Origin of the sequence: Fimbriimonas ginsengisoli Gsoil 348, from assembly GCF_000724625.1 — a bacterium.
GTDB lineage: Bacteria > Armatimonadota > Fimbriimonadia > Fimbriimonadales > Fimbriimonadaceae > Fimbriimonas > Fimbriimonas ginsengisoli.
The window spans coordinates 1590121-1615456 of the sequence record NZ_CP007139.1 but is presented as its reverse complement, the minus strand read 5'-3'; the positions used below and the strand labels follow the sequence as shown (position 1 = coordinate 1615456).

General features: G+C 60.9%; 21 protein-coding genes and 1 tRNA gene. 9 read left to right on the top strand and 13 right to left on the bottom strand.

The genetic code is table 11. The features are described 5' to 3' along the window. Window positions 1-72: 72 nt before the first annotated feature. Window positions 73-1233, top strand: coding sequence for a glycoside hydrolase family 99 protein (locus OP10G_RS07430; protein WP_025226520.1), 1161 nt, complete (start codon window positions 73-75; stop codon window positions 1231-1233). Here the strand turns inward: OP10G_RS07430 and OP10G_RS07425 are convergent. Next, the gene (locus tag OP10G_RS07425) at window positions 1220-4033 is read right to left on the bottom strand and encodes a hypothetical protein (protein ID WP_025226521.1); all 2814 of its coding nucleotides are present in this window, start codon (window positions 4031-4033) and stop codon (window positions 1220-1222) included. The two genes, OP10G_RS07430 and OP10G_RS07425, sit on opposite strands and share 14 nt — an antisense overlap. 92 nt (window positions 4034-4125) lie before the next feature. After that, window positions 4126-4201, bottom strand: a tRNA-His gene (locus tag OP10G_RS07420). Between the two features lie 64 nt (window positions 4202-4265). Here OP10G_RS07420 and fabD point away from each other — a divergent pair. Both fabD and OP10G_RS07410 read left to right on the top strand, forming a co-directional pair. After that, entirely contained in the window at window positions 4266-5189 is a 924-nt protein-coding gene (gene fabD, locus OP10G_RS07415) for an ACP S-malonyltransferase (protein ID WP_052547607.1), read from the top strand. An 82-nt stretch (window positions 5190-5271) separates the two neighbouring features. Further along, the gene (locus OP10G_RS07410; RefSeq protein WP_025226523.1) at window positions 5272-5661 is read left to right on the top strand and encodes a GxxExxY protein; all 390 of its coding nucleotides are present in this window, start codon (window positions 5272-5274) and stop codon (window positions 5659-5661) included. A 119-nt stretch (window positions 5662-5780) separates the two neighbouring features. On the opposite strand, the gene OP10G_RS24205 is transcribed toward OP10G_RS07410, so the two are convergent. Both OP10G_RS24205 and OP10G_RS07400 read right to left on the bottom strand, forming a co-directional pair. Continuing rightward, window positions 5781-6653 (bottom strand): sugar phosphate isomerase/epimerase family protein, encoded by an 873-nt coding sequence (locus tag OP10G_RS24205; protein ID WP_052547605.1) that lies wholly within the window; start codon window positions 6651-6653, stop codon window positions 5781-5783. A gap of 20 nt (window positions 6654-6673) precedes the next feature. Further along, complete coding sequence (locus OP10G_RS07400; protein WP_173425313.1) at window positions 6674-7822, bottom strand: heavy metal-binding domain-containing protein; 1149 nt, start codon at window positions 7820-7822, stop codon at window positions 6674-6676. 175 nt (window positions 7823-7997) lie between these two features. Between OP10G_RS07400 and OP10G_RS07395 the strand changes: the two genes are divergently transcribed. The 3 genes from OP10G_RS07395 to vapC are packed head-to-tail and all read left to right on the top strand — an operon-like array spanning window position 7998 to window position 9533. After that, window positions 7998-8924: a metallophosphoesterase family protein gene (locus OP10G_RS07395; protein WP_025226525.1), complete on the top strand. Its 927-nt coding sequence runs from the start codon at window positions 7998-8000 to the stop codon at window positions 8922-8924. Between the two features lie 4 nt (window positions 8925-8928). Next, window positions 8929-9129: a type II toxin-antitoxin system VapB family antitoxin gene (locus OP10G_RS07390; protein WP_025226526.1), complete on the top strand. Its 201-nt coding sequence runs from the start codon at window positions 8929-8931 to the stop codon at window positions 9127-9129. Then, window positions 9126-9533: a type II toxin-antitoxin system VapC family toxin gene (gene vapC, locus OP10G_RS07385; protein WP_025226527.1), complete on the top strand. Its 408-nt coding sequence runs from the start codon at window positions 9126-9128 to the stop codon at window positions 9531-9533. The genes OP10G_RS07390 and vapC overlap by 4 nt, the downstream gene beginning before the upstream one ends. Before the next feature lie 35 nt (window positions 9534-9568). On the opposite strand, the gene OP10G_RS07380 is transcribed toward vapC, so the two are convergent. The 7 genes from OP10G_RS07380 to OP10G_RS24190 form a co-directional block, all read right to left on the bottom strand. After that, on the bottom strand, window positions 9569-10567 hold the full coding sequence (locus OP10G_RS07380) for a tRNA dihydrouridine synthase (protein ID WP_025226528.1): 999 nt from the start codon (window positions 10565-10567) through the stop codon (window positions 9569-9571). Further along, complete coding sequence (locus OP10G_RS07375; protein WP_025226529.1) at window positions 10567-12039, bottom strand: GDSL-type esterase/lipase family protein; 1473 nt, start codon at window positions 12037-12039, stop codon at window positions 10567-10569. The genes OP10G_RS07380 and OP10G_RS07375 overlap by 1 nt, the downstream gene beginning before the upstream one ends. Window positions 12040-12106: 67 nt before the next feature. Then, window positions 12107-12976: a prepilin-type N-terminal cleavage/methylation domain-containing protein gene (locus OP10G_RS24200; protein WP_084178884.1), complete on the bottom strand. Its 870-nt coding sequence runs from the start codon at window positions 12974-12976 to the stop codon at window positions 12107-12109. Window positions 12977-12980: 4 nt separating this feature from the next. After that, the gene (locus OP10G_RS07365) at window positions 12981-13769 is read right to left on the bottom strand and encodes a GNAT family N-acetyltransferase (protein WP_025226531.1); all 789 of its coding nucleotides are present in this window, start codon (window positions 13767-13769) and stop codon (window positions 12981-12983) included. Then, entirely contained in the window at window positions 13751-14950 is a 1200-nt protein-coding gene (locus OP10G_RS24195) for an alpha/beta hydrolase family protein (protein WP_025226532.1), read from the bottom strand. Before OP10G_RS24195 ends, OP10G_RS07365 begins: the two co-directional genes overlap by 19 nt. Before the next feature lie 969 nt (window positions 14951-15919). Continuing rightward, window positions 15920-17134: a glycoside hydrolase family 172 protein gene (locus OP10G_RS07355; protein ID WP_227625080.1), complete on the bottom strand. Its 1215-nt coding sequence runs from the start codon at window positions 17132-17134 to the stop codon at window positions 15920-15922. A gap of 197 nt (window positions 17135-17331) precedes the next feature. Continuing rightward, a complete protein-coding gene (locus tag OP10G_RS24190) occupies window positions 17332-18969 on the bottom strand; it encodes a hypothetical protein (protein WP_025226534.1) in 1638 nt (545 codons plus the stop codon). A gap of 87 nt (window positions 18970-19056) precedes the next feature. On the opposite strand from OP10G_RS24190, the gene OP10G_RS07345 reads away from it, so the two are divergent. After that, window positions 19057-20214 (top strand): hypothetical protein, encoded by a 1158-nt coding sequence (locus OP10G_RS07345; protein ID WP_025226535.1) that lies wholly within the window; start codon window positions 19057-19059, stop codon window positions 20212-20214. A 122-nt stretch (window positions 20215-20336) separates the two neighbouring features. Beyond that, entirely contained in the window at window positions 20337-21134 is a 798-nt protein-coding gene (locus OP10G_RS07340; RefSeq protein WP_025226536.1) for an exodeoxyribonuclease III, read from the top strand. 363 nt (window positions 21135-21497) lie between these two features. Here OP10G_RS07340 and OP10G_RS07335 read toward each other — a convergent pair whose 3' ends face one another. After that, entirely contained in the window at window positions 21498-22202 is a 705-nt protein-coding gene (locus tag OP10G_RS07335) for a helix-turn-helix domain-containing protein (RefSeq protein ID WP_158409167.1), read from the bottom strand. A gap of 659 nt (window positions 22203-22861) precedes the next feature. Here OP10G_RS07335 and OP10G_RS07325 point away from each other — a divergent pair. Next, complete coding sequence (locus tag OP10G_RS07325) at window positions 22862-24307, top strand: amidohydrolase family protein (RefSeq protein ID WP_025226539.1); 1446 nt, start codon at window positions 22862-22864, stop codon at window positions 24305-24307. Between the two features lie 159 nt (window positions 24308-24466). On the opposite strand, the gene OP10G_RS07320 is transcribed toward OP10G_RS07325, so the two are convergent. Further along, window positions 24467-25336 (bottom strand): NAD-dependent epimerase/dehydratase family protein, encoded by an 870-nt coding sequence (locus tag OP10G_RS07320; RefSeq protein ID WP_025226540.1) that lies wholly within the window; start codon window positions 25334-25336, stop codon window positions 24467-24469.

Below are 25336 nucleotides of genomic sequence, written 5' to 3'. Positions count from 1 at the left end.
CCTACGGGGCTGCTGGACGGGCGCGATACCGTTCGGCCCCCGGAAGAAGCGGTGAGGGACGATACTCCGGCCATGCTTTTCCCCGTTTTGGCGCTTCTCACCACCCCGGCGAAGCCACTGTTGTTGGCGCACTACATGCCTTGGTACGGGGCGAAGCCGGAAAGCCGGGAGTGGGGGTGGCACTGGACGATGGGGAAGCTCGACCCAGACAAGGAGCAAAACGGACGCCGGCCCGCGGCTAGCCACTTCTACCCGCTCATGGGGCTGTACGACTCCGGCGACCCGCAGGCGCTGGAGTGTCACGCATTGCTGCTGAAATTCGCCGGGATCGATGGGGTTTTCGTCGACTGGTACGGCAACCTCAACGTTTACGACTACGCGATCAACCATCGAAACACAGAGCGAATGTTCGCGGCGGTCAAGAAGGCGGGGCTCAAGTTCTCGCTCGTTTACGAGGATCAAACCGTGCCGAACCTGATCAAATTTGGCAAGTTCCAAAAGGAGCAAGCGGTAGACCAGGGCAAGCTGCTCATGCGGTGGCTGCAGGAGCACTGGTTTCGTTCCCCCTCGTACCTGAAGCTCGACGGCAAGCCGGTGCTGCTCGTGTTCGGGCCTCAATATTACAAGCCGGAAGATTGGTCTTCTCTGTTCGAAGGGCTCTCGCCTCAGCCGGCGCTTTTCACGCTTCACCACCGACGCGGACCGGCGATCGGCGCCTACGACTGGCCGCTGCCGGCTGGTGGATGGGAGGGGAGCCAGAAAGAACGAGCCGCATTCTACGATAGGGCCAAAGATTGGCCGGCCGTCATCCCGGCCGCTTATCCGCGATTTCGCGACTTCTACAAAGACGCCGGCATTCACGACTCCTGGGGGAATATCGACGACCAGAACGGCGCGACCTACGAGCGAACCTTGAAGGACGCCCTTAGCCGCAAGGCGCCGTTCGCGCAAATCGCGACATGGAACGACTGGGGGGAGGGAACGATGATCGAGCCGTCGGCCGAGTTCGGCTATCGAGATCTCGAAACCACGCAGCGGCTTCACCGCAGCCGTTACCGGGCCGCCGACCTGCGCCTCCCGATCCGCCTCTACCGGCTCCAAAAGAAGCATCCGGCCGACGCAAAGCTTGCCAAGATATCGGAGATGCTCTTTAGAGACCGGCTAACCGAAGCGCGAAGGGCGCTCGACCAGTACGAGAAAGATTCCAACCTGGCCCAAGCTACGTCTGGATAAACCCCACGTTGATATGCCCCCAAGGTCCTGTCTCGCGATCGAAAATCCGGATCCGGTAAGGTCCCGATCCGGAGACCTTCCAAGTCACCCAGTGCATCATCTCGTCACTACCGCCATGAGCGAGTTGCACCTGTTTTCCTTCATCGTCAAGAAGCTCGACCCCGACATCTTTCCCGCTTCCGCCGCCGACCAACAGTGTGATCTCGCCTCGCTTCGTGCAGAACCTAGGTGAGGTCATCGTGCCGGTGTAGGTGTCATCGAACCCCCCGCGCCCGTCCTCGGCAGTACCGATGAATGGCAGTATTCGCACTTCACCGCCGCCAGGCGGAACATAGCGCGAACCGAAATTCCGTCGTTTGGACTGCGTAGGCCAGTGCAGGAACGTCCCTTCGATTTCCCAACCCGGCATTCTCCAGTCCGTGAAGCTAAAGCTCGGATCGACGAGTGGAGCGGGGGAAACCGGTTTTGTGGGCACCGCGTCGATCTTGACGCTCCACCCGTTGCCGTGATAGATCTCGCCGTACTTGTCGAGGAGCTCGGCGGCTCCCGCCAGACCCGATCCCTCCGCCCAGTCGAACCCGGATCGCCCGTTTTGCTCGTCCGTCCCGCCGTGCCCGTCGTTCTCCGGTTCTAGTCCGACCGGGTAGTTCGGGTTTGGATACAGGTGGAAAGGATCGTTCGGGTTGTTCACCAGAGTCAGAGAGGCGCGGACGGCGGCGACGCCGCGCTCAAACAGATCTCGGCGATCTAGCTGGGCGCCGAAGTCGCAGAGGGTTGCGCCAAACTGCGACTGTCTTGCGTCGTTGTATTCGCCGTCAGAGTTCTGAACTCCAAACCCGCCGTACGTGTAGGCCACCTTCCGGTATGAGATCGGCCAGACGGTTTGGTAGAGGTTCATCGTGTCGAGGGCGGTCATCGCCAAGGCCGAGAACGGCGAACGTGCCACCGACCCTCCTACATATTTCGCTTTTTCCCCCAAGAGGCAATTCAAATAAGGTTCGCTAAAACTCTTTGCCCGGAATAGCGCCTCCGCGGACCACTGCATCGAAAGGTTATTTTGGGGAGGCTGCCAAGAATGTGGGTCCCACATACGAGGGTCATCGATGATCCCCCCTGCTTGCAAACATGTTTTTGGGGAGCAGGAAAAGAACGTTTCGAAATCGTAGTAAAGATGCTTTGGAATGACCTGTGAGTAAATGAAAGTAGAGGCCCGAATCACGTGCTCGCATTCATCTTCTAATTGTTCCGACTCATGGGCGCCAACGTAAACATCAGAAAGGCCATTAGCGGACTTCGATTTCTCACTCCTTGCCTGCTCGATGAGCCGTCCAATTTCGAAGTCGACAACTTCGCTGAGGAACCATGCGGGCAGGGCAGACTGAGCCGAGCGATCCAGAAGGGGCACGACCTTCAGATCTCTCGTCAACCAACTTGGGAACGAGCCGTCTGCGCGCTGAACGCGTAGCATCAGGTTGTGGATATCCTTCACCCGCTTTTCCACTTCCGCCCTGTGTGGACAATCGTCGAACTTTAACCAGCGCAGGAACCAGATTCCCTTCCAAGCAAGGCTTGGAATGTCGTAGTAGCACTCTGACGAGGGTGAGACGAGCGAGCCCTTCCACGTCTTCGTCCGCGACATGTAAGTGGTCGGACTCACGCCCCGACCCGGCGCGGCGAGCGCCAGGTTCAGCATCTTCTCGGACTTGTCGACCCAGTCTTTCTCCCCCAGCCGCTTTCCCCACCAGTGGAGCCCCCAAGCGGAGCGAAGCTGGTTGAACCAGCACTGATAGCTCACCCAACCTTCTCCGAGCCCCCAGCCACTCGGGAGGCCGCCCACGATATGGCCGTTCAGGTCGTGCTCGAACCACCCGCCGGTGTCTTTCTCATGAAACGCGGCCGGATAGCAGAGGCGGGCGTAATCGGCGAACGGCATCGTCTGAGGCAGGATCTTGCCGAAGTTCGCGTGTCCGTACCGGGCCCACATGTAATTGGATGCCGCGCTGACGGGTGAACCGGGCGTCGCATCCGCGTCAAGCCGGATCTGAGAGCGGAGCGTCAGCTCCCACGGCGTCGGCCTGACCATTGACGCGTCATGGGAGAACCGCACGTGCCCCGCCAGCCGGTAGTCGCAGAAACCGTACGAGACCAGCGGCGCGGCCACTACGCCACTCTTCACGTCGAGGTCGAGGATGGTAGGAATCGGCCGGTTCTCTCTTAGCACGTCTAGATCCGGCATCACGGTAGCGGCCAACCGCCCCTTGCGCAGGATCGCCGCCGGCGAGCGGAAGAAATGGTCGCCAATGACGTCGCCGTCCATCGGCCGCAGCCCGGGCGCGAACGTCTCATCCGGCTTCCCCGGCGCGAAGGCGTAGGTGCTCAACAGGTACCGGATCTGTGGGTAGGGGCTTCCGGTATCCGCGTGGAGAGTGACCTCGGCGGTCGTTCCTTTTGCGGGAAGGGCAACTTGCTTCGTGACCGTCCAGTCGCCGATGCTAGAGACAAACGTGAGGGTTCGCCCATTCGCCTTGGCCGAGGAGAAGCGGAACGTTGGCGCCGAATCGAACAAGCCGCTCTCTGAGCCGCGCAACAGATTCGCCTTGGGTTCTAAATAACGGGCTCCTAACGACGGGTGCGTCGCCGAAACGAGGATCGTGCGATAAACCCCACCTTGGTCTTTGGCCGCGAGTTCTTCGACGATTTCCCCGCCGCTCCGTACCGCGCGAGCGCGAATCGACCCGTTTGAAATCTCGGCCACCACCTGCGGCGCCGCTACTACCATCATCGCCAGCCAAAGCCCCATGGAGGCAGTCTAGCGCTTTGACGTAGCATCGGCTCCTAGCCGATGAATGTATCCTCATGAATCGGCCGGGAGCCGAAAATACGAATAGGGATTGGGGCGGATGATGAGAATTGAACCCACGGCCTCCTGAGCCACAGTCAGGCGCTCTAACCCCTGAGCTACACCCGCCACGAGGTCGTTTCTATTTTGACCCAAAGCGGGACGGGAATGCACGGTGGGTAAAGTTGGCCCTATGATCGCGATCGTGTTTCCGGGGCAAGGTAGCCAAAAGCCTGGAATGGGCAAAGAGCTGGTGGAGGCGAGCCCGGAGGCGCGCGACGTGTTCCGACGGGTAAGCGACGCGGTCGGCTTCGACGTGGAGAAGCTCTGCTTTGAATCCGACGAAGAGACCCTGAGGCAGACTCAGAACGCCCAGATCGCGTTGTTCGCCTGCGGGGTGGCGGCATACCGGGCGCTTGAAGCGCGGCTGCCAGACCAACGGGTGGGGGCGATGGCCGGTCACAGCATCGGCGAGTACCCAGCCCTCGTGGCGGCCGGCGTTTTCACCTTGGAAGAGGGAGCTCGTCTCGTCCGCACGCGCGGAGATCTGATGGCGCGAAGCGGCCAGGAGCGACCGGGGACGATGGCGGCCGTCCTGGGTCTTGAGCGAGATCTTCTGGAGGAGGCCTGTCGAGAAGTGGAGGGAATCGCCGTCATTGCGAACGACAACTGCCCCGGCCAACTCGTCATCAGCGGAGAAGTCGAAGCCGTGAGATTGGCCGGCCTCGCGGCTCAGGCAAAGGGGGCCAAGCGGGTGCTCCCGCTGAATGTCAGCGGGGCGTTCCACAGCCCGCTTATGGAGGTCCCCGCCCGCGAGATGGGCGTCGCCCTGCGGCAGGCCACCGTCTCACCCGCCACCGCGAAGGTTTACAGCAACGTCACCTCGGAGGCGGTGGAAGATGTCGCGTCGATTCCCGCACTCCTCGAGCGCCAGCTCTCAAGTCCGGTCCGCTGGACCGAGTCGGTTCAGCATATGATTCGCGACGGGGTGGATACCTTCATCGAATGCGGCACCGGCGAGGTGCTCTGCGGGCTGATACGCCGAACGGATAAATCGGTGCGTACAATGGCGGTGCAAGACCTAGCCTCGCTTGAGGCAGTTGCTACGGGGGGATAACCACGGAGGCACAGAGGGCACGGAGGGGCTCCATGCTTGGCCGAGGCTTGCGGCGGGTGCAACTTCCTGTTAGGCTCTTGCCGTGCCTGAGCCTATCCCGCCAAGACTTAATCAGATTACGCGTGAGGTGATATCGGCGGCGATTGCGGTGCACCAGACTCTCGATCCTGGGCTGTTGGAATCCGTTTACGAGGCTTGTCTAGCACATGAGCTACGCTCGCGTGGGATTGCTTTCCGGCAGCAAGTTGGGCTTCCCGTGATTTACGGCGAAATACGACTCGAAGCCGGCTTACGGCTCGACCTTCTTGTAGAGGAGCTCGTGATCATCGAAATCAAAGCCGTCGACGCCCTCAATCCTATCCACGACGCTCAGCTCTTAACGTACCTTAAGCTTAGCGGACGCAGGCTGGGGCTCCTGATCAACTTCAACGTCGTCGTCCTAAAGCAAGGCCTCCGCAGAGTGGTGTTATAACCGCAATCCCTCCGTGCCCTCCGTGCCCTCTGTGCCTCAGTGGTCATCCGGAATAGGACCTCAAAAAGCATCGGCCCCAACCAACCAGAAGGGGCCGGAGAGTTAGAGCCAGATCGAGCTTAACAGCTAGCCAAGAAGTGAGCGCCGGCGAGGATGCCTTGCTTTTCGCCCGCTTCGGAGCCGTTGAAGTTTTCGTCTTCTAGCTCGATCGATACCGCGCCGTCGTAACCGGCGCCCTTGAGGATCTCGAATGCCTTAGTCCACCTGGTCTCGCCGTGGCCGGGAATGGTATAGCGCCAGTGGTGCGCGCCAAAACCGTGGCCTTTGGCGAAGGTAGCGGGCTGCTCCGTGCCGTATTCGTACTGGCCTTCCGGGAAGACCTCGGTGTCTTTACCGTGGACGTGGTACACGCGCTCCGCGAACTCGCCGAGGAAGCGGATCGGGTCGATTCCCATGCGAAGGAGGTGGGACGGATCGTAGTTGATACCGACCGACTTAGAGGCGACCTCCCGGATCACGCCTCGGTACCCTTCCGGCGTGCAGCAGAGAGCGCCTGGTCCGGGCCAACCCTCGATGACCAATCGGCCGCCGTGCTTCTCCAGATGCGGCGTCAGCAGGTTCAACCCCTCGACCATCAAGGCGAAATTCTCGCTCCGCGGCTTGCTCGCGTCGTCCGGCAGCATGACGAGGAAGTAGTTACGAATGCCGTGCTTGGCACACGCCTCGACGTACGCCGCTTGCTTGGCCACGGCTTCCTCACGCTTGGCCGTATCGGCCGTGATCAGACCCGACCACGCCGGAAGATCGGCCGATCCGATCCGCAATCCCGCACCCGCGACTTTCCCCCCGATCTGATCCGAATCTCCGCCGAGGTCGACCACGCCGAGGTCGTTCGCCTTGGCCCAAGCGATCATCCCGTCGAGGTCCTTCTGCCAGTCGGACCAGCCGCGTCGAAAACCAATGGGGAATCCCCCGGTGCGTGTGATAAGCATCGGGGAGAACGATACCTTTCCTACCCCGCGCCCGACTTCTTCCCCGCGTTAAGGTCTTGCCCCCTCAGTTGCTCGGCGGTGTTGATGAAGGTGTCCTTGTCGCGCATGACCGCCTGGGGTGGCAAGGTGTCCGAAACGGTCGTTACTCCCGGCACCTTCTTGACGGCGGTGCCGATGGCGAGGAATTCAATGACCCCGCCGCCGAGTGAGTACACGTACGTCTTGATCCCCACCACGTCGTCCGCGCCGCACGCAGCGGCATCTTCCGCGATGTGGGCAAGCGCGTTTTCTCGAGCTTCGTAAACCAGCTTGGTCATTTCACTGATCTCGCCCTGGGCCAGCGACTTGAACGCCGCGGCGATCCCGCCGACGATGCCGATCGAGTAGATCGAACATCCGAGCACCAGCCGGATTGGCAGGTAACCGAGGTGGGCCATGTTCCAGGTCTCCTCACAGGTGAGGTCGCTGGTGGCGGGGGAGGCATCGTAGCTCGGATCGTAGCCGGCGTGGCGAGCGGAGGTCCCGACCATCACCATCTCCTGCATGCCTTGGAACGGAATGATCGAGGTTCGAATGCCGACGACGCAATTGGCGCCGTGGGCCCGAGCCTCCGCTTGAATCCGCTCGATCGCGAGGTGACGCGTGTGGTTGAAGACGTGGCTGAACTCCTTGATCTCGCCCCGCGCCAGCCCGCGGAACGCGCCCCCGATCCCTCCGCCGAGACCGATGGAGTAGGCGACGTTTCCAAAGGCGAAATGCTTCGGCTCGAAGCCGCTATCGAGCTGGCAATAGAGCTCCTGCCCATCGGACGACGAGGTGAATTCCAGACTGGTCGCCATGTGGCCCCGGCGGTGGACCGCCGAACCGACGCTGAGGAACTCCATGCTGCCGCCGTGCTGCACCAGCTCCGTCGAAACTCCGGAGATCCCGATCGCGCCGCGAAGGTCGCTCCACGCCTGCATCCGCTCCAACGCGGCCTTCCGCCCCTCGAAGACGACCTTCGTCACCTGCTCCACTTCGCCGCCGGCGAGCGTCTTTAAGCCCGAGCCGATGGTTCCGAAAAACCCCATCGACCAAACGCTGTTACCAATGACCATCTCGCCGGGGTCCATCCCCTTCTTGGCCAAGCAGAAGATCTCATTCCCCGAGAACCCGGTATTTATCGCCACACTGTAAGAACGACCCGGCTTCGCCTGAGGATTCTTGCCCCCAGATTTATTTGCGCTTGCTCGAACCCTTCCCCCTTTGCGTCTTAGCGCCTTTGCGAGACACTCCGAAAAAACCATCGCCCGCAACCCATAACTCTCCTTCCCATCGCACAATGAATCGGCGGGAGGGGCTGAGATGACTCGTAGGGACTTTCTAGCGGCGGGGGTCGCACTGGCGTTGGCCCCGTCGCGGCTCGCTCGGTCGAGCGTGAAGATCGCTGTGGTGGCCGATCTGCATCATGGTTTGGCGCCGGATGCGGCGGAGCGGCTGGATGCGTTTGTCAAGGCAACTTTGGGGCGTGAGCATATCGATTTCGCGTTGCAGATGGGTGATTTCTGCCACGCCAAGCCCGAGTCGAAAGCGTTCGTGAGACGCTGGACCGATCTGCCGATGCGGAAGGTGCACGTGCTCGGGAACCATGACATGGACACCTGCGACAAGGCCGCCGCGATGGCCCACTGGGGGATGAAGAGCCGGTACCGGGCGTTCGACCAAGGCGACTACCGATTCTTGGTGCTCGACCTGAACCACTTCAAGAAGGAGGGGCTGCTCGTCCCGTACTCGCACGGTAACTACTTCACGGATAACGCCACCCACAACTGGATCGACCCTGAACAGCTCGACTGGTTCGAGCGGGAGCTCCATCGATCGAAGCGGCCGGTAATCGTGATTTCTCACCAGCCGATCGGATTCGCCGAACCGGAAAAGCCGATGCCGCCCGAGCAGGCACAGATTCTGAACGTTATCCAGAAGGCCGCCAAGGGGAACCCTCGAGGCGCGGTCGCCCTCTGCCTCTGCGGGCACATGCACGTAGACCGGCTAGCGATCGTCGACGGCCTCCCCTGCTACTGCGTCAACTCCGCCAGCTACTTCTGGTACGAAGGGATGCAAAAGTACACCCAGCCGCTCTTCGCATTCATGGAGATCACGCCGAGCGGAATGCTAAGGATCGAAGGCCGATCCGGCGCCTTCGCGTCGGCCCCGCCACCGGCCTCGAGTACGGTTCTCGGCCGGTCGGCGTCGATCTCGTCACAAGAGTTTTCCATTCATGTGTCAAAATAGACACATGGCTACAAATCTCAAGATTGAGGATGCGCTGCTGAATGAGGCCCTTCGTGTGAGCGGTTTTCGGACGAAGCGGGAGACAGTAAACGAAGCCTTGCGAGAGTACGTTACTAAGCGGCGGCAACGGGAAGTCTTAGAGTTGGAGGGGCAAATCGACTTCGACCCCGCAGACGAGTTGACGAAGCAGCGTAAACGGACATGAGTGTCCTCGTGGACACTACCGTCTGGTCAGAGCTCTTCCGAAGGACCGAACCGAATGCTGGAATTCGAAACGGACTTCGTCTGATTCTTGAACAAGGTGAGGCACTGATTTTCGGTCCAATTCGTCAAGAGTTGCTGAGCGGCATCAAGCACCCGGACCAGTGCGAGCGGCTTCGAAAGAGGTTACGGGCCTTCGACGACTTGGCGATCTTGACTGAGGATTACGAGGAAGCGGCAGTAATGCGCAACAAATGCCGATCTTCTGGAATTCAAGGTTCCAACACCGATTTCCTAATTTGCGCAGTAGCCGTAAGACTCTCCACACCGATCTTCACCTTAGATCAGGATTTCGAATTATTTGCCCGAGTGCTTCCCATTCGCCTTTACGACCCGAGCCATGCTTGACTAGGTGTGCTCGCAGATTCGCTGCTCCGAAGCGGTCACTGGTTACCGCCGTCAGAAGTCGTGACAGGCGGGCGATCCATCGCTTCTTTCAGGCAATCGAAAAACTCGTCCAGAGTGCGGGCTTGTTTGATGTCGTGGAAGTAGGCGAAGCTGCCTCGGAGGTGGGCGATCTTTAGCCACTGTTTCAGCTTCATCACCGTGTAGGTCGAGGGTTGGCCGCTCCCCTGCTCGGTGAAGGTTACGAGGCGGCGTAGAAGCGGAAGCCATGCGGTGTCCGAAGTCGCGCCCCCAAGACCGAGCGCGTGGGCGATCTGGACCGGCAGGGTCGGGTCGGCCAAAGCGCCTCGTCCGAGCATAAAGTGGCGGCAGCCAGTCTCTTCCTGGCATCGCCGAAAGTCGTCGAGGGTCCAGATGTCGCCGTTGGCGACGACCGGAATCCCGAGCGCCTCACGCACTTGGCCGATCGACTTCCAATGAACCGGCGGTAGATACCCCTGCAGGCGGGTGCGGGCGTGGATCGTGATCCACGATGCGCCCCCTTTGGTCGCCATCTCCGCGTTTTCCATGATCGGGTCGATAGAATCCCAGCCGAGCCGGAGCTTCGCCGAGACCGGAACCTCTGGCGGAACCGCATGCCGGACGGCAGCCACGATCTCACAGATCCGTTCCGGATGTTTCAAGAGCGAAGCGCCGCCGTCGTGCCGGTTCACCGTCGGCGCGGGGCAGCCGAAATTAATGTCCACGGCCCTAGCCCCGGCTTGGACCGCGACGAAAGCCGAGACCGCCATCCTCCCGGGATCGCCCCCCAGAAGTTGCACCTGAACAGGTAGTCCGGTGGGGGTGAATCCTCCGTTCAGCAATTCCGGAATGTCCCGGTGAAAGACTTTCCGGGGCAGCGCGTCGCCGCTGACTCTTAGAAACTCCGACACCGCGTAGGTGAAGGCTCCCGTCGTCCCCTGCAGCGCCCGCATCGGGGCGTCCGTGATCCCCTCCATCGGGGCTAAAACAAGTGCCGGGACATCGGGATTCAGCATCAGCGGATCGGGTGAGATTCGATCTTCTCTTTGATTTTCACTCCCCAAGCTTCGTAGCCGCCGGACAGAAGGTGGATTCCGTCGGGCGAGACGAGGTCCGCAGCGGGAGCGCCGTCCGCTCCGAGAATGAAGTTCTCGTCGACTCCGGGCACGATCTCCCCTCTTTTGGCGAGGTGCGCGAGCATCGAGTTCACCTGCCGCGTCCAGATGCGGATCGGATCCGTTGGACTCTTTCCCGCGGGAAGGAGCGATTGCACCATCACCCGCGACGTCGGACTTGCCCGGCGCACCGCTCGGGCGACGGCGACGATTCCTTTAACGACCGCTTCGGGTGAGTCGTCGGGGTAGTTATTGATCCCGATCGTGAGAAGAACGAACCTCGGCTTGGCCCGCCCGAGAGCGTCGTGTTCCACTCGCCAAAGCACGTTCTGAGTTCGATCGCCGGAGATACCGAGGTTGGCGGTGTGGTAGCCGCGCAGGTACTTCTCATAAGCGGCCGCACCTGGCGCGCTGACCTGACGATTGGGTCCGCCAAATCCTTGCGTAATCGAATCTCCCAGGAGCACGAGCTCGACGCCCGGCATCTCGGCCGCAACCTTGCCATCTTCGAACTGATCGGTCCATGAACGATCGCCCCATCCCGCGGACGTGTAGCGCGACTCCGGGTTCGGCGCGGCGATGGTAGTAGCCGGCGGCGCTTTCTCGGAATCGCGCTGGTGCTTGAGGATGAAATCGACGATCGGAGCCGGGTCGTCCAAGCTGTGCGGATGGTGGTGACCGCCGGGTTTGTGGATGAGCTGGATTGTGCCGTGGAGCTCGCGGTACCGCTTCTCCACAAGCATCGTGTTGGGGCCGATCGGGACCAGCTCGTCGGCATCGCCGATGACATGGAGGAGCGGGATTTTCGCTTTGGCAAGCGGAGCCAGCGAATCGACGGGATTGAACGGATAGGCAAGCGCCGCCTTCTCGGAGGGGAATCCGTAGCTGGCGACGACCTGTTTCCAGTCCTCGTCGCTCCTAGCCGCCCCTTGCCCGCCGTAAGGCCAGGTTCGGAAATCGCAGACCGGAGCGTCCCCATAGATCGCCATCACCTTATCCGGGTTACGAACCGCCCAGTTGTACGCGTAAAGCCCTCCCCGGCTAAATCCTTCCAAGACGACGCGCCGATTGAGGTTCCACGCGGGTCCCGTGAGCTCGCGGTAGAAGCCGCTGAACCGATGCATCGGTTCCGGTGCGCCGAAGGTGTTTCCTACCGCCAAGTGGACGAGGTGAAACCCCTTCGCCAGCAAAGCGAGGTCTGCTTCCGGACGGTGGTCGAAGAACTCCGTCCGCCAAATCCAAGGCCGCCCCGCCGCCGGCTTCTTTGGCTCCACGACGATCGCGGCCAAACCATCCAGTTGAAAGTCGTGCCGCACATATCCGTGGTAGTCGGTAACGGGAAGCTGCATGGCGAGGGCGAGAAGTAGAAACATGGGCGCCTGGTAAGCGTAGCATCGATAAAAGCGCGAGTGAGCTCGCGCAGCCCCAAGGCGCTTTGCGCTAGCGGACGTCCCAGACGTAGGTGCCGGGGTCTTGGATCGGGCCGCCCCAGGCGGCGCGGACGTCGCAGCCGGCGGCAAGCTGCTGCAAAGTCATGCTGCGCACCGAGCCATCGACGAAGGCGACGTTCATGTTGGAGCCGTGCCATTGCCAAGCGTTGCCGTACACGTCGGCGGAGCTCTCCTCGTTGACGTTCCAGCCGCGGACGGCATTGAAGACGAGCACGTTGGTCCCGAAACGGGTGCCAGTGAAGCTGTCGGTGCGGTTCGTGTAGTAGCGGCAGGGGGGCGCTACCAGCCAGTTACCGCCGCCAGTGGGGCGGCCCGCTTCGTCGCGAGCCCACACCGAGTCCACGAACATCAGCGTGTCGCTGGGCCGGTCGACCGCGCCGACCGACTTCGGGTGGGAACTGTAGCCGTTCACGTCCTCCGTGATCGGGGTCAGGTTTTGGTAGTTGTAACCGTAGTCGGACCGGAGGGAGGCGGTGTAGTACTGCGAATCGGTATCGCCCGGGATCAGGTCCTGATCGTAAGTCGCCTCCGGCTTCGGCCGGTCGCTATTGTCCGATGGGCAGTGGAAAACGGAGAAGTTGCGAACGTACGGCAACACGAGCTGAACCCACGTCCGGTCGGTTCGCGAATTGGCGAACGCGTTCGGCTGGTGGTTGACCGGCATGAAGTGGTCGTCGTAGTCGTTGGTGTAGAGCCGGCTACCCAAACTGAGGTTCTTAAGATTGGAAAGGCAAACAGCCCGTTGGGCCGCGCCTCTTGCGGCCGAGAAGACCGGGAAGAGGATCGCGCAGAGTACGCCGAGGATCGCCATAACCACGATCAGCTCAACGAGTGTGAATGCACGTTTTAAGCGACGCACCGTTTCACAAGATTATATCGTCCTGATTCCTTTTAGCCAAAGAATAAACGTCAACCTTTCCAGTAGCGACGAAACCCCAGTATCGATACCAGCCTTCGAGTCTCGAATCGCACTGCAAAGTGACGGCCCGCTCCGTCTCTCTCGCCAATGCGAGAGCCCAATTTAAGACGCCGCTGCCGATGCCGCGACCCCTTCGGGCGGATGCCACGCATAGATTGTAGACGCCAAGAACGCCAGATGCGTGACAAAGCATCAGCGCGGCGGTTTTTTGCGCTCTTTCGTCCAGTCCATACAGTTCCAAACCTTCCGCGCGGGCCGTCGCGATGGCGATCTTCCGGCGGAACGCCTCGGTCTGACGGGTGAAGAATTGATGCCCCATGAAAGAGGCGACCTTAAAGCGATCCTCGAACGTGTCCGCTCGGGAAAGCTCGATGCTCGGCCCCGGCTCCGGCCGTTCGGCAACCATCTGTACGAGTCGGTACGAAGGGTGAAAGCCGGCGCGCTCCAACAGTTCGGTGGCATGAGACGGCTCGTCCCCCGGCAAGAGGTAGACGTTGAAGGCGGGCCGGCCGCTGGCGAGGTCCGATAGCCGTCTCGCCGACCAAGGATCGAGGCGAAGGCGGGCGGCGAAGTTGCAGATCGGATGCTCGAACGTCCCGCCGCAGGCCACGTACGCCGGCTCCTCCCAGCTCCGCGATTCCGGGATCGCGTGTCCAAGCCGGAGGTACGTCTCGATCAGGTTGTCCGACGCCGACCGGAGCAGCGATTCGACGATCACAGGACCGTACTCCATAGGATCGCCCCGCCGAGGCCACGGGGGGAGCCGACGAAGCCGATGCTGAGCCCCTGAGCGATCCGCCGACCCGCAAAGAGCTCCGGGCCACGGGGGGTGAGGAAAAGGGTCGCGTATCCATCCCCTCTACGATCGAACTTATACAAATCGAGGCCGATCCCGAGATCGAGTCCGCGGGCGGTGTCCACCTTGAACCCGAGACGAACGGTGGGGGCGTACAGCTTTTTTGGGGGGACGAAATCGGCGCTGGTAAACGAAGTCCCGAAATACCGGGCGACCTCGCGCATCAGGCGGCGCTGGACAAATATCCCCCCGTAGTGGCCGGTGTCGAGCCAAAGCACGTTGCGAGTGTCGAGCACCTTGATCAGCGCCTCGGTGCTGGAGCGTGGGATCACGGTATCGAACAGGCCGCCGATCACGAAGCTGGAAGCGGGGCGATGTTTTTCTAGGTAAGTCAGGGGTTCGATATCCGCCAGCGTCGCCCGCAGCCGATCCTCGGTAACTCCTCTCCGTCGTAGCACGTCGCGCTGGGGGACGACTCGCGAGCTACTCCACAAAATATGGGCAAGGTCGACCCCGCCGAGGAGGAAGCTGGCGTGGGCGATCCGCGGGTCGATAGCCGCCACGAGGCCGGTGACCAGCGCGCCCAGGCTGGTTCCCGCGACGCCTACCTGATCTCCGCGGAGTTCCGGCCGGGTGACGAGAAAATCGAGCGCCCGGCGCGAGTCCCAAACCGACTGGATCATCGTCGCCTTGAGGCTGTCGGGGTCCGGCTGCACCGCCAGTTCTCCGGAACGGTGCCCCGGCGGGGTGCGAGAGAGGTGATACGGAAGCGTGAGGATAGCGGCGGCAATTCCCCGCCGATTCAGCTCTTCGGCGAGCACCCGCTCCAACCGCAGGTCGGTCGCCCCCCAGTAGTGGAGCACCAACACCACGGGCGCCGGATTGGCGATCGCCGGCAGGAAAACCCTCAACGGCACGGAGTTATTGGCCGGATACGCGCTGACGAACGGGCTAGGAAAGGTCACAAGGTATTCGACCCCGAGGTCGGTACGGGCCACTTCCTGCCACGGGGCGAAGACGATGGGGGGCGGCGGCGTGGTCACCGCCGCCCCCTGCCCGTATCCGCGGGCGGAGGTCACGGCCAAAGCCAACCCAAGGGCGAGTATCCGCCGAATCATGACTGAAGTGTAGTCGCTTGGGGCCTTCGTGGCACCCGTAATGTTTTTGGTGCCGAGTCTCGCCCTCCAACTTAGAAATCGCGAACGCCCCGGAGCGCGAGCTTTAGCTCGCATGTGGCGTTCGACTTCAGTCGACCCCCGTCGCGGGCTAAAGCCCGAACGGCGCATGCCGGCTCAAGCCGGCGCTCCTTTCCCAACCCGCTGGGTTCGTTTCGTAATTTTTCCCAGGGCTGGCAGTTGGCGGTTAGCAGTTTGGGAGGGGACGGGTTTTTCCTTTGCCACGGATGGCTCCGTTTCGTTTTGTAATTTTTATTTTCCGCCTTCGCCGACGGGGCGAGGTCTGGTTTTCAAGGAACCGGAACGCCCCCGTCGCTCCGTGCAAAAGAAACGGCGGGGCTTCCAAGGGTGCTATGCGAACACGCAGAACGCCGCCGGGTACCGCACTCTTCGCTGCGAAGCTTAACTTCAGGGTGTAAAGCACGCGGACACAATCCCGACGGGTCCGCCATTTAACTTACTAGGATTGGTAAGCCGCGTAGCGGCGTCCTACCCTGGTGCCAGCCGTTTCGGCTTCTACCCCAACGGGGTAATGCCACCCAGTTTTTGCCCTGGCGAACCCTCGGAGAATACAAACACAGAGGCACAGAGACACGAAGGCACGGAGGTTCTGGCTACTGGACATGCCGGTGGGGCAAACGCCGACACGATCTTTGTGTCTCTGTGCCTTGGCGCCTTTGTGTTAACTCCGGACGGAAGGTTCGTTCGAAAACTGGATGGCATTACCCCGTTAGGGTAGAAATTTGGCGGCTGACGGTACCAGGGTAGCTCGTGCTTCGCAACCCTTCGTTGGGGGACGAAATCCCTTCGGGATAGAAGCGCGCCATTTCATGGCCTGCGCCCGCGCCGCGGTTGGGAACGCGCTCCGCGCAGGGGGAAAGCGCGAAGGGCTTCGCGCACTCCCAAAGCGGCTTACGCTTCTGGGTCGGCGTTTTCTTCGACGACCTTCTCTGCGTCCGGCTGGCGAGGGGGATGTTCGGTGCCGAACAGTTTGCCGCCGCCCCGATTCATGCGCCATTCGTGGCGCCAGCGGTGGACGTCGACGGCGGTGATCTCCGGGCGGGGGACCCGGTCGGCGACCGGCGGCAGGGGCGGGAACGGCTTGGAGGGCAAGGTCTGGTACCAGTAGGCGACGCTGGCGAGGTCTAGCGTGAGGCAGTTGGCGTGGCCGTGCTCGATGCTGGCGCGGAGCGATTTCTTGAACCGGATCGGGTCCTCAAGGTGGTACCGGTAGCAGTGGGTACGGCCGAGCCAGCCGAAGCGGGGGGAATCGTTATTGCGGCCCGGGGCGCGGGCGGTGCCGAAGTATGGGTGGAGGTAGTGCTCGTCGGGGCACCAACTCTGGTTGAAGTAATCCTCGGTCCCGGTGCCGTGGGCGGAACCTGGCCACGCCTCGCCGTCGACCATGAACATGTCGTCTCCCTCGCCGTACCAAATCGGCGACGGCGAGTTGATGTAGTAGTTGACCCCGACGTAGTGGCCGGTTCCCTCTATTTCTGCGAAGAGATAGTTGTTCTTATCGGTCGGGTTATTCGGGAAGCCGCCAAAGACGGACCATTCGTTTTCCACATCGCCGCCGAGGCCGACGTTGTCGGTCTGCCCCTCCGGCTGGGTCAGCTCTTGGTGGTACCAAGCGTGGAACCGCCCCATATCGGCTGGGATGCTCGGGTGCTCTTCGTAATCCACGTAATAGTAGAAATGGTCGAGATCGCAAGAGCCCTGGTTCTCCACCGTGATCCGCGCGCCATTGCCGTACGGCATCGGGAAGTAGCAGACGAGGGCGTTGCCGTTCGCCGGCGCGGCCGAGACCGGCGGCGAGATGAAGTTGTATTTCATCCCCCAGCCTTGGCCGAAGAACTCGCCGATCGGCGATTCGACGCTCGGGTGCGCTTGCCCGTCCCAATACATCCGCAGAACCAGATTCCGGCGGATGAGGTCGTCTTTGCTGCCGATCGTGATCCAGATGTGCTTGACGATGCCCGCGCCCGACATCTCGGCGATCGTCACCGTCTCCCCCTGAGGAATCGGGATCAGGTCTCCATTCCCGCCGTTGCGGTCGTAGCTGGAGATGCGCTTGCTGCGCGCGTCGACGATCTTTGCGATATTTGCGAGAGGCCCCTGGCTCATGGCTTTCGGCACCATACCCGGAGGGCAGGGGCGGTGTTCGTTCCTCGCCAATGGAGCGCCGGCTTCAGCCGGCTTGCGTCGCCAGGCTTTAGCCCGCGACCGGGGGGCCGACTAAAGTCGACTCCGCAAGCGAACTGAAGTTCGCGCTCCTATTCGGGACCCGGTGAGCGAAGGCGAGGAGCGGCTAAGGCAAGCGCTTATGGCTTTCTTGGCTTTTCAGCGACGACCCGTTCGACGATGATCAGTCGGCCCCCCGGCTCCGCGGAGACGCCCCAAGCTCGATCGACCTCTCCCTCTGGCGGGTGGGTAAGGATGACATTATCGAGGTGCACCAGGTTGGGGGAACCAGGCAGCCGAGGCCGCTCCCGGTAGTAGCCGTCGTATTGCGGTTGGGCTTCGGGGTGGCCGGCTTTCCAACCCCGCCTTAACAGCTCTTGGCGAAGCAGCGCGTCGACCTGACCGGCGGTTTCCTTTGGAAAAACTAGGGCGTACCGCCAGATTTCCCGCGAAACGCTGTGATCCTCCGGCACCGATCTCCCCCGGAAACCCAACTCGACGCGCTGAGGGTGTAAGCGAGCCAGAAAGGCGAAGTCGTCCGGCTGGATCTGGATGTCCGGCCGGAGGCGATGCAACGCCTCGACTCCGGCCGCCGTGGCGTTGGCGCCCAAGTCCACCTTCTTCAACGACCTAAATCGGGCCAGTTCCCGCACGCCGATATCGGTAACCGGCGTACCGCCAAGGTTTATGTAGGCAAGCCTGGGCAACGCCGCGAGATGTCTAAGTCCGTCGTCGGCAATGTTAGATCCTTGGAGATAGATCATTTTCAGCGCCTTGACCTGGGCGAGCGCTTCGATATCGGGAGGCTCCAGCTTCGCCGTGGCCAAACTCAAATCCACCAGGTTGGGACACCTTGCCAGTTCCACAAGGTCGTGCCGAACCTCGGCCCCGCCAAGGTCGGCGGAAACCACTTGGTGGTCTCGGTCCGGCGGATCGTCGGTTAGCGGCTTCGGCACCGAGATTCCGAGCGATTTCAAGGTTTCGTAAGCGGTCCGCCGGACTTCGTTGACCCGAAAAGCGAGCAGTTTATTTCCTTCGTAGCTCCAAGTCGGGATCCATCCGTCGTCTCGTAGCCGCTCCTTCAGCCGGGAGATGTTTGCGTCGGTCTTGAAGTGGCCCAAGATGCGAATCCCTTCGATTCGGTGATCCATTTCTTTCGAACGAAGGAGCCCCTGGCCGTACTGCTCCAACCTCTGGTCGACCGGCACATAGAACCGAACCGTCTTATCCGGGCTCACGTAGGCTCCCTTTTCCAGCGGCGTCCCCGCGATCCTGGAGACCGGGACGTTTCTCACGTACCGCTCCACCTTGGCCGTGTTTCCGGCTACCCGCACCCGCTCTTTCACCGTCCGAATCACATCGTCCGGCGTCCGCAACAGCTTAAGGTCGGCGGTGAAGACAGCCAAGTCCTTCGAGGAGAGGTCGATGAGAGAGGCTGGTTCACCCTCGGTGGGAGGGATGGCGATGAGCATCAGGTCCCCGCCTGCCTTCCACCGGGCGAACTCCTCGTCCTGGACAAAGCTTCGGAGGCGAAGCGTGGCGGTCCCGCTCGCGTCGCCTTTAAGCGTTTCTTTCACCGCCACCACGACTTCGCGTCGGCTCCAGTCGTCCCCGGCGGATTTGAAATCCAAAATCGTCCCGGTTACGATCGTGCGCGAGTTGATCGCGGGCAGGTCTACCGTCTCAAAGGGAGGCGGCGGGGACCACTGCGCTCCCGCGGAAGCGGAGGCCACGAGCGCTAGTACGAAGAGTAAGAACTTTAGGTGGAAAGGCTTCATCGCGTCCCTCGTTCGAATACTCCGACGCCTCGATGCGAGCGGTGGATACGCCGTTCTGGTGGAAACCCACGCTAGAATCGGCCTAAGATGGCGGTGCGGAACGTCGGGAAGCGGATGCTGTGGGCGAAGTGGTCGCTCTGCGCTGCGTTTTTTTCGGCGATGGCGGTCTCTGCCGGTCTGTGGACGAACGGCCGCGCCTTTCCGACGATAGCCGTCTATCCGTGGGTTCCGGATCTCCCGCCCGCTTTGTGCGCTTTCCTCGCCATTGCGCTGGTGGCCAGCATCCTCGCCGTGGCGTTTCATCCCTCTCCCGGCTTATGGGCTTTGGCTCCGCCGATCATCGGGTGCGCGATGGCGCTCTTCGATGTAAGCCGGATGCAGCCATGGTTTTTTCAATACGGGCTGATGTTTGTCGCCCTGGCCCTGGTGCGATGGGACGAGCCGAACTCACCGCGGTCAAGGGCGGCATGGGCGATTTGCGGCTCGGTCGTAATCGGTGTCTATTTTTGGAGCGGACTCCAAAAGGCGAATGCGATCTTCGCGGACCAGGTCTTTCCATGGCTCCTCCACCCGCTCGGCGAGGGCCTAGTCGCGCGATTACAGCCTTTCTGGCCGGTCGCGCCGCTCGTCGAGACGTCGGTCGCCATCCTGCTCCTTTTGCCCCGGACGCGAGCCTGGGGTCTCGGCTTGGCGATCACGATGCACGCCATCGTACTTCTCGCCCTCGGACCGTTCGGCCAGAACTACGACTCGATCGTTTGGCCGTGGAATTTCTGGATCACCGTCTTGGCGGTCATCCTGTTCGCGCGTAACCCGGCCGGCATCCTGCGGCTCGCCTGGTCGGAGCCGCTGGGAAAGGCGATCGTGGTACTCGTAGGGGTGATGCCCGCGCTCAACTTCGTCGGACTCTGGGACGGATTCCTGTCCGCCTCCTTCTACTCGGGAAAGCTGCGCGATGGGTGGATTTATCTCACCGCCGAAGGCGTGCGCCACCTCCCCCGCGCCTACGTGGACGGCAACAAAGGCTTGGCCCAGGAAACCACAAACCGGTACCGCCTAGACATCCTTCTCTGGTCCATGTCCAACATGAACGCCCCACCCTACGGCGAACCCCGCTTCTACCCCGGCATCGTAAGGCGCCTCGAGCAGGCCGGCGTTCCGGCGCAGGACATGACCCTCGTAGTGCAGGATCCGGCCAGCCTGACGAGCTCCAAGCGATCGGTCTCGACCATGCCCACACGATAGTCTGGCCGTCCTGGACACTTTGTAGGGTCTCGGCCCCTTCGGGGATCGCAAACCCGCAGCGTTCGCAGTTTGCCAGCATGGGAGCTCAAACGGGAGCAATGTGCATCATCTATGATGAGGCCGTGAAGCTCTATTCTTGGAACGTTAACGGTATTCGGGCGGTGTTGCGGAAGGACATGTTTGGCCCTTTCGTCGCAGCGGAGAGACCCGACGTTCTTTGCCTTCAGGAGACCAAAGCGCAGCCCCACGAGGCGGTCGTCGACCTGCCCGACTACGAGGAGTATTGGAACTCGGCCGACAAAAAGGGCTATTCCGGAACCGGGATTCTCTCAAAGATCAAGCCCCTAGCGGTTCAGAGAGGCTTGCCCGCCGAAATTCTGGCGAAGTACGACATGAGTACGGACGGCTACGGCGACCCGAACGCAGAAGGGCGTGTATTGATGGCGGAATTTGAGGCGTTCTTTCTGGTTACCGTTTACACCCCCAACGCCAAAGACGACCTGAGCCGCATCCCCCTGCGCCGGGACCACTGGGACCCTGCGTTTCTCGAATACTGTCAGCACCTGGAAAAGTCAAAGCCGGTCGTATTCTGCGGCGACTTGAACGTCGCCCACACCGAGCTCGACCTCGCCAATCCCAAGCCGAATATGGGGAAGAAAGGTTTCACTCAGGAAGAAAGGGCGGGGTTTCAGGCCTTTCTCGACGCAGGCTACATCGACACGTTCCGCATCTTTACGCAAGGAAACGGCCACTACACCTGGTGGAGCCAGATGGGTGGGGCACGAGGGCGCAACGTGGGGTGGCGGATCGACTACTTCCTCGTCTCGTCCGCACTGAGAGAAAAAGTCAGCGCCGCCGAAATTCACCCGAATGTAATGGGTTCAGACCACTGCCCGATTAGCCTAACCTTGGACCTCTAACGTGAAGAGATCCAAATGCCTGAGGCAGGCGGGTCTCCTAATAAAACCACCAGGGTTAAACCGCCACATGGAGGTGGCTGGCCGTCTTGGACGCTTTTCAAACTTTTCGCTGGGTCACACGGCCGACTTCGACACCGTTTGCGATGAACTTGTGGCAGCACATGGGTTGCATCGACCTTGACGGACGGAAACGATCTCACCGCCTTCAACTTACGAAACTCGGTCTGGCAGGGCGCCTCACCTCCGGTAGCCATCCATGTTCCGAACCGAGGTCGGAAGAGATTCACGTTGCCCTCTTTTTCTGATGAAAAGCGGGAATGTGTCCGGCAGAGGTGCCGTCAGTGGGCTTCTACGGAGGGTGGTTCACGGCAGAACGCCCCGAAGTCTATCCGGCCCGTCCTGTCTGGAGCTGATTCGCAGCTCGCGCGGGCTTAGGCCGTAAACGGACTGGATGAGCCGAGAAAAATGGGACGGGGACTGAAATCCGGTCCTGTGAGAGATCTCGCTCACTCTCAGGCTCGTTTCTTCAAGGAGAGTAGCACCTCGTTCTGCCCGGAGTCGCCAAAGATAGTGCATTGGGCTGTCTCCCAGGTGTTGCCTGAACATCCTCGTGAGATGCTGAGCGGACATGCCAACCGAAGCGGCTAGCACCGCCAAGTCGAAAGATTCCTGCAGATGCGCCTCCATGTATCGCAAGGCTCCGCGAACCGCGTCCGGCGGCTCGCTCGCGACCTTTGTTGTAGAGTCCAGCAAGAAGCACTCGACGGCGCTAACGGCAAGAGCCTCCAACCACCGTTCGGTGGACCCCGATAAGGATGTTCCGAGGCCCAATTCAACGATGCTGAGTAGGCGATTCGTCACCGGGGCGAGCCGTGGGCTGAGTTCGATTCGCCTCAAGCGGTCCTCACTGATGGCGGCAAGCTTTAAGGCGACCCAGGTGTGGCGGACAGGCAGATCTGGGGAAAACTGCCAGAACTCGACTTTGCCCGGATACATGGCCGCACATTGTCTTTCTCGGACGATGATCATCTCGCCGTCGACCAGCACTTTCGCCGAGCCCGTCATCATCAGAACAAGCTGAAATTCTTGCTGGGTGCGAGGCCCACAGGACCCGCCGGCCAGGTAATGGGCCTCTCCGAAATGAACAAGGGTGGATGTTCGGACATTAATTCCAGTCAACTTTTCGACCCCGCTAGGCATAGGCCATCCTCCCAGTGTTCGACTATTCTGCACAGGATGAATATTACTGTGTCGGCGTTAACACCGCTGCCGGTGGTCAAGATTCTCGAAGCGCTACCGAACGGGAGGTTTGATCCGGGTACGAAATTCGAGGACAGCGACTCGGGATATGTGCTACTGGGATTGTTGATTGAGCGTGCTCTCTATAGTGAACGTTGCGTTAAGAATTCCAACCTCCAAACCGCGTTCACCTCGGGCACCTTCGGCGATAACAAGGCCTCAGGATACGGTTTCGGTTGGTTCTTGAGTAACGACAATGGAACGAAGAGCGTTTTCACACGGGCGCTTCCATCGGCTTTCGAACGGCGATTCTCAGCATCCCACAATCTCGATTCTGTGTGGTCGTGCTCATGAATCGAGCTGACGGGCAGCCGTTACTACTCGCTACGAAGATAGCCCAGATGTTCGACCCACACTACGTTCTCCCCCAGATTCGAACCGCGTCCGAATAGCGCTTACTATTCGCAGAGATTAATAAAACTCGAAAGATGCACACGCTCCTTCTCCTCCCGTTTCTAGTCTCCCGGCTGAACTCACCTGCAAAGCAGCCGCTCTCCGAGTACGTTCGCAGCTTCGTTAAGGTAGACGCTCCGATGTTCGCCTTGACTCATACAAGAGTCATTGATGGAACGGGTGCTCCCGCCAGGGAAGGGCAGACGTTATTGGTTAAGGATGGGAAGATCGCAGCCGTCGGCGATGAGAAATCGATCTCCGTCCCACCGAACGCCACGACACTGGATCTGCACGGCAAAACGGTAATACCCGGATTGGTCGGCATGCACGAACACATGTTTTACAGCAACGGCTGGGGCATCTTTACCGAGATGCCGATCAGCTTTCCGAGGCTGTATTTGGCCGGTGGCGTGACGACCGTCAGGACTGCAGGTACGTTCGAGCCGGACACGGACTTAGGAATAAAAAGGCGGATCGAGAACGGTGAAATGCCGGGACCTAAGATGCGCCTTACTGGCCCATACCTGGAAGGCAAGGGCTCCTGGTCGATGCAAATGCATACCCTGAACGGTCCGGAAGATGCCGCCCGAACCGTGAACTACTGGCTGGACGAAGGGATCGAGGGGTTTAAGGCATACATGTACATCTCGCCCGCGGAACTGGCGGCAGCAATCAAAGCAGCCCACCTCCGGGGGGCTAAAGTCACCGGCCATCTTGCTTCCATCGGATTCCGCGAGGCGGCCGCACTTGGGATCGATAACATCGAACATGGATTGATAACCGACACGGAGTTCTTCCCTGAGAAGAAACCGGGAGAAGTACCGAACGGTCCCCACCATCTCGATATTCTCGCGAAGCTCGACGTCCGCACGGGGCCGGTTTACGATATGATCGTCGACCTGGTGAACCGGCACGTCGCGATTACCTCGACGTTAGCGGTGTTCGAAATGAGCTTGCCGGGGAGGCCGTCTATTCAGTCGCGCGTACTGGACGCGATGACTGTCGAAGCCCGCGCGGACCTGCTCGGCGCCAAAGTCGGAATCGCAGATATTGCTGCTCATCGCAGAGACTATGGAGACGACCCACCTGTGTATCCAGAGGTTTTTAGAAAGGAAATGGAGTTCGAATATGCTTTTGTGCAAGCCGGAGGTCACCTTATGGCCGGCGTTGATCCTACCGGAATAGGCGGCGTGCTCCCGGGATACGGAGATCAACGTGAAGTCGAACTATTGGTCGAAGCCGGCTTCTCGCCGGTAAAGGCCATCCAAATCGCCACTCTGAACGGCGCTCAGTTCCTAGGTCTATCCGATCGTATTGGATCAATCCGCACTGGGAGAGATGCAGACTTCATCGTCGTCGACGGTGATCCGAGCCGCAAGATTGAAGATATCGAGAAGGTTGAGACGGTATTCAAAGACGGCGTCGGCTACGACCCAGACAAACTCGCAGGCTCGGTGCGAGGAATGGTTGGCATCCGATGACTGGCCTGCGGATGGAGTCCTTCGTGAAACCCAAATTGGCAGACGAAACTCGCGATGGCCTGGCTTCCCAGAACCCATGCCGTCGAGCCCCGCGGAAAACTGCTGAGTGTAAATCCTGGTAGGATTCGAACCCAGAGTTACTCTTCAGCGGGCACTGTCTCAGGCCGGCAGTTGTCCCGGAGCCCAGAGGGTGCGAATGTCTTCTAGGTTCGCGTCGCGAGCCTTCAGGTCCAAGAGAAACTCGGTAAATCCGATCCTCGGTTTCCAGCCTAGGAGCCGGTTGGCTTCCGAGAGGTCATGCTGTTCGACCGAGTTGGGAAGCTCGATCTCGTACTTGGCGATGAGCTCTCGCGCGCCGGGAACCTGCGCTTCGCCCCACTCGACGCCAAGTTCGCCGAAGTTGTCCACCACCCCACGAGGCATGCCGTGGTCCGTATGAATGATCGAGCCGAACAGGCCGAACTTGCGTTCGACGGCCGCTTCCAGAGACGCCACCGTCGCGCTGGCGACATCGCGGCGGTCGACGCCGTTTCGAAGCAGCTTCGCCCCGAATGCGAGATACGGCTTGGGCACAAAATCGTGGTAACGGAGCATCGCCACCGAGGCGCCCGTCGTTTCGTGATACATGCGGCAGAGGTCTTCACCGATCACTTTGGTGACGCCGTAAACTCCGCCCCAGCCGAACGCCATCGATGAGGCGAAGACCACGGCCCCAACGCCCGCTTCTCTTGCCGCTTCGAAAACGTTGAACGTGCCGTCGACGTTGACCGCGAAGATGGTGGCGTCGCTAACTGGTGGATTGTGGGCGCAATGCCATGCCGCCAAGTGCACGACCGCATGGCACCCATTCATCGCGCGCTGAACGTCCGAAACGGTTCGCGTGTCGCAGCGGACGAGCTCGACCTGGGGGAGGTCGTCCGAGACCGGCGGCGCCACGTCGCACCGCCTCAAGTCGAAACCCTTCTCAACCAACAGGTGGCAGACCGCCGTGCCCGCGTTTCCCGACGCCCCCGTGACCAATACCTTCAT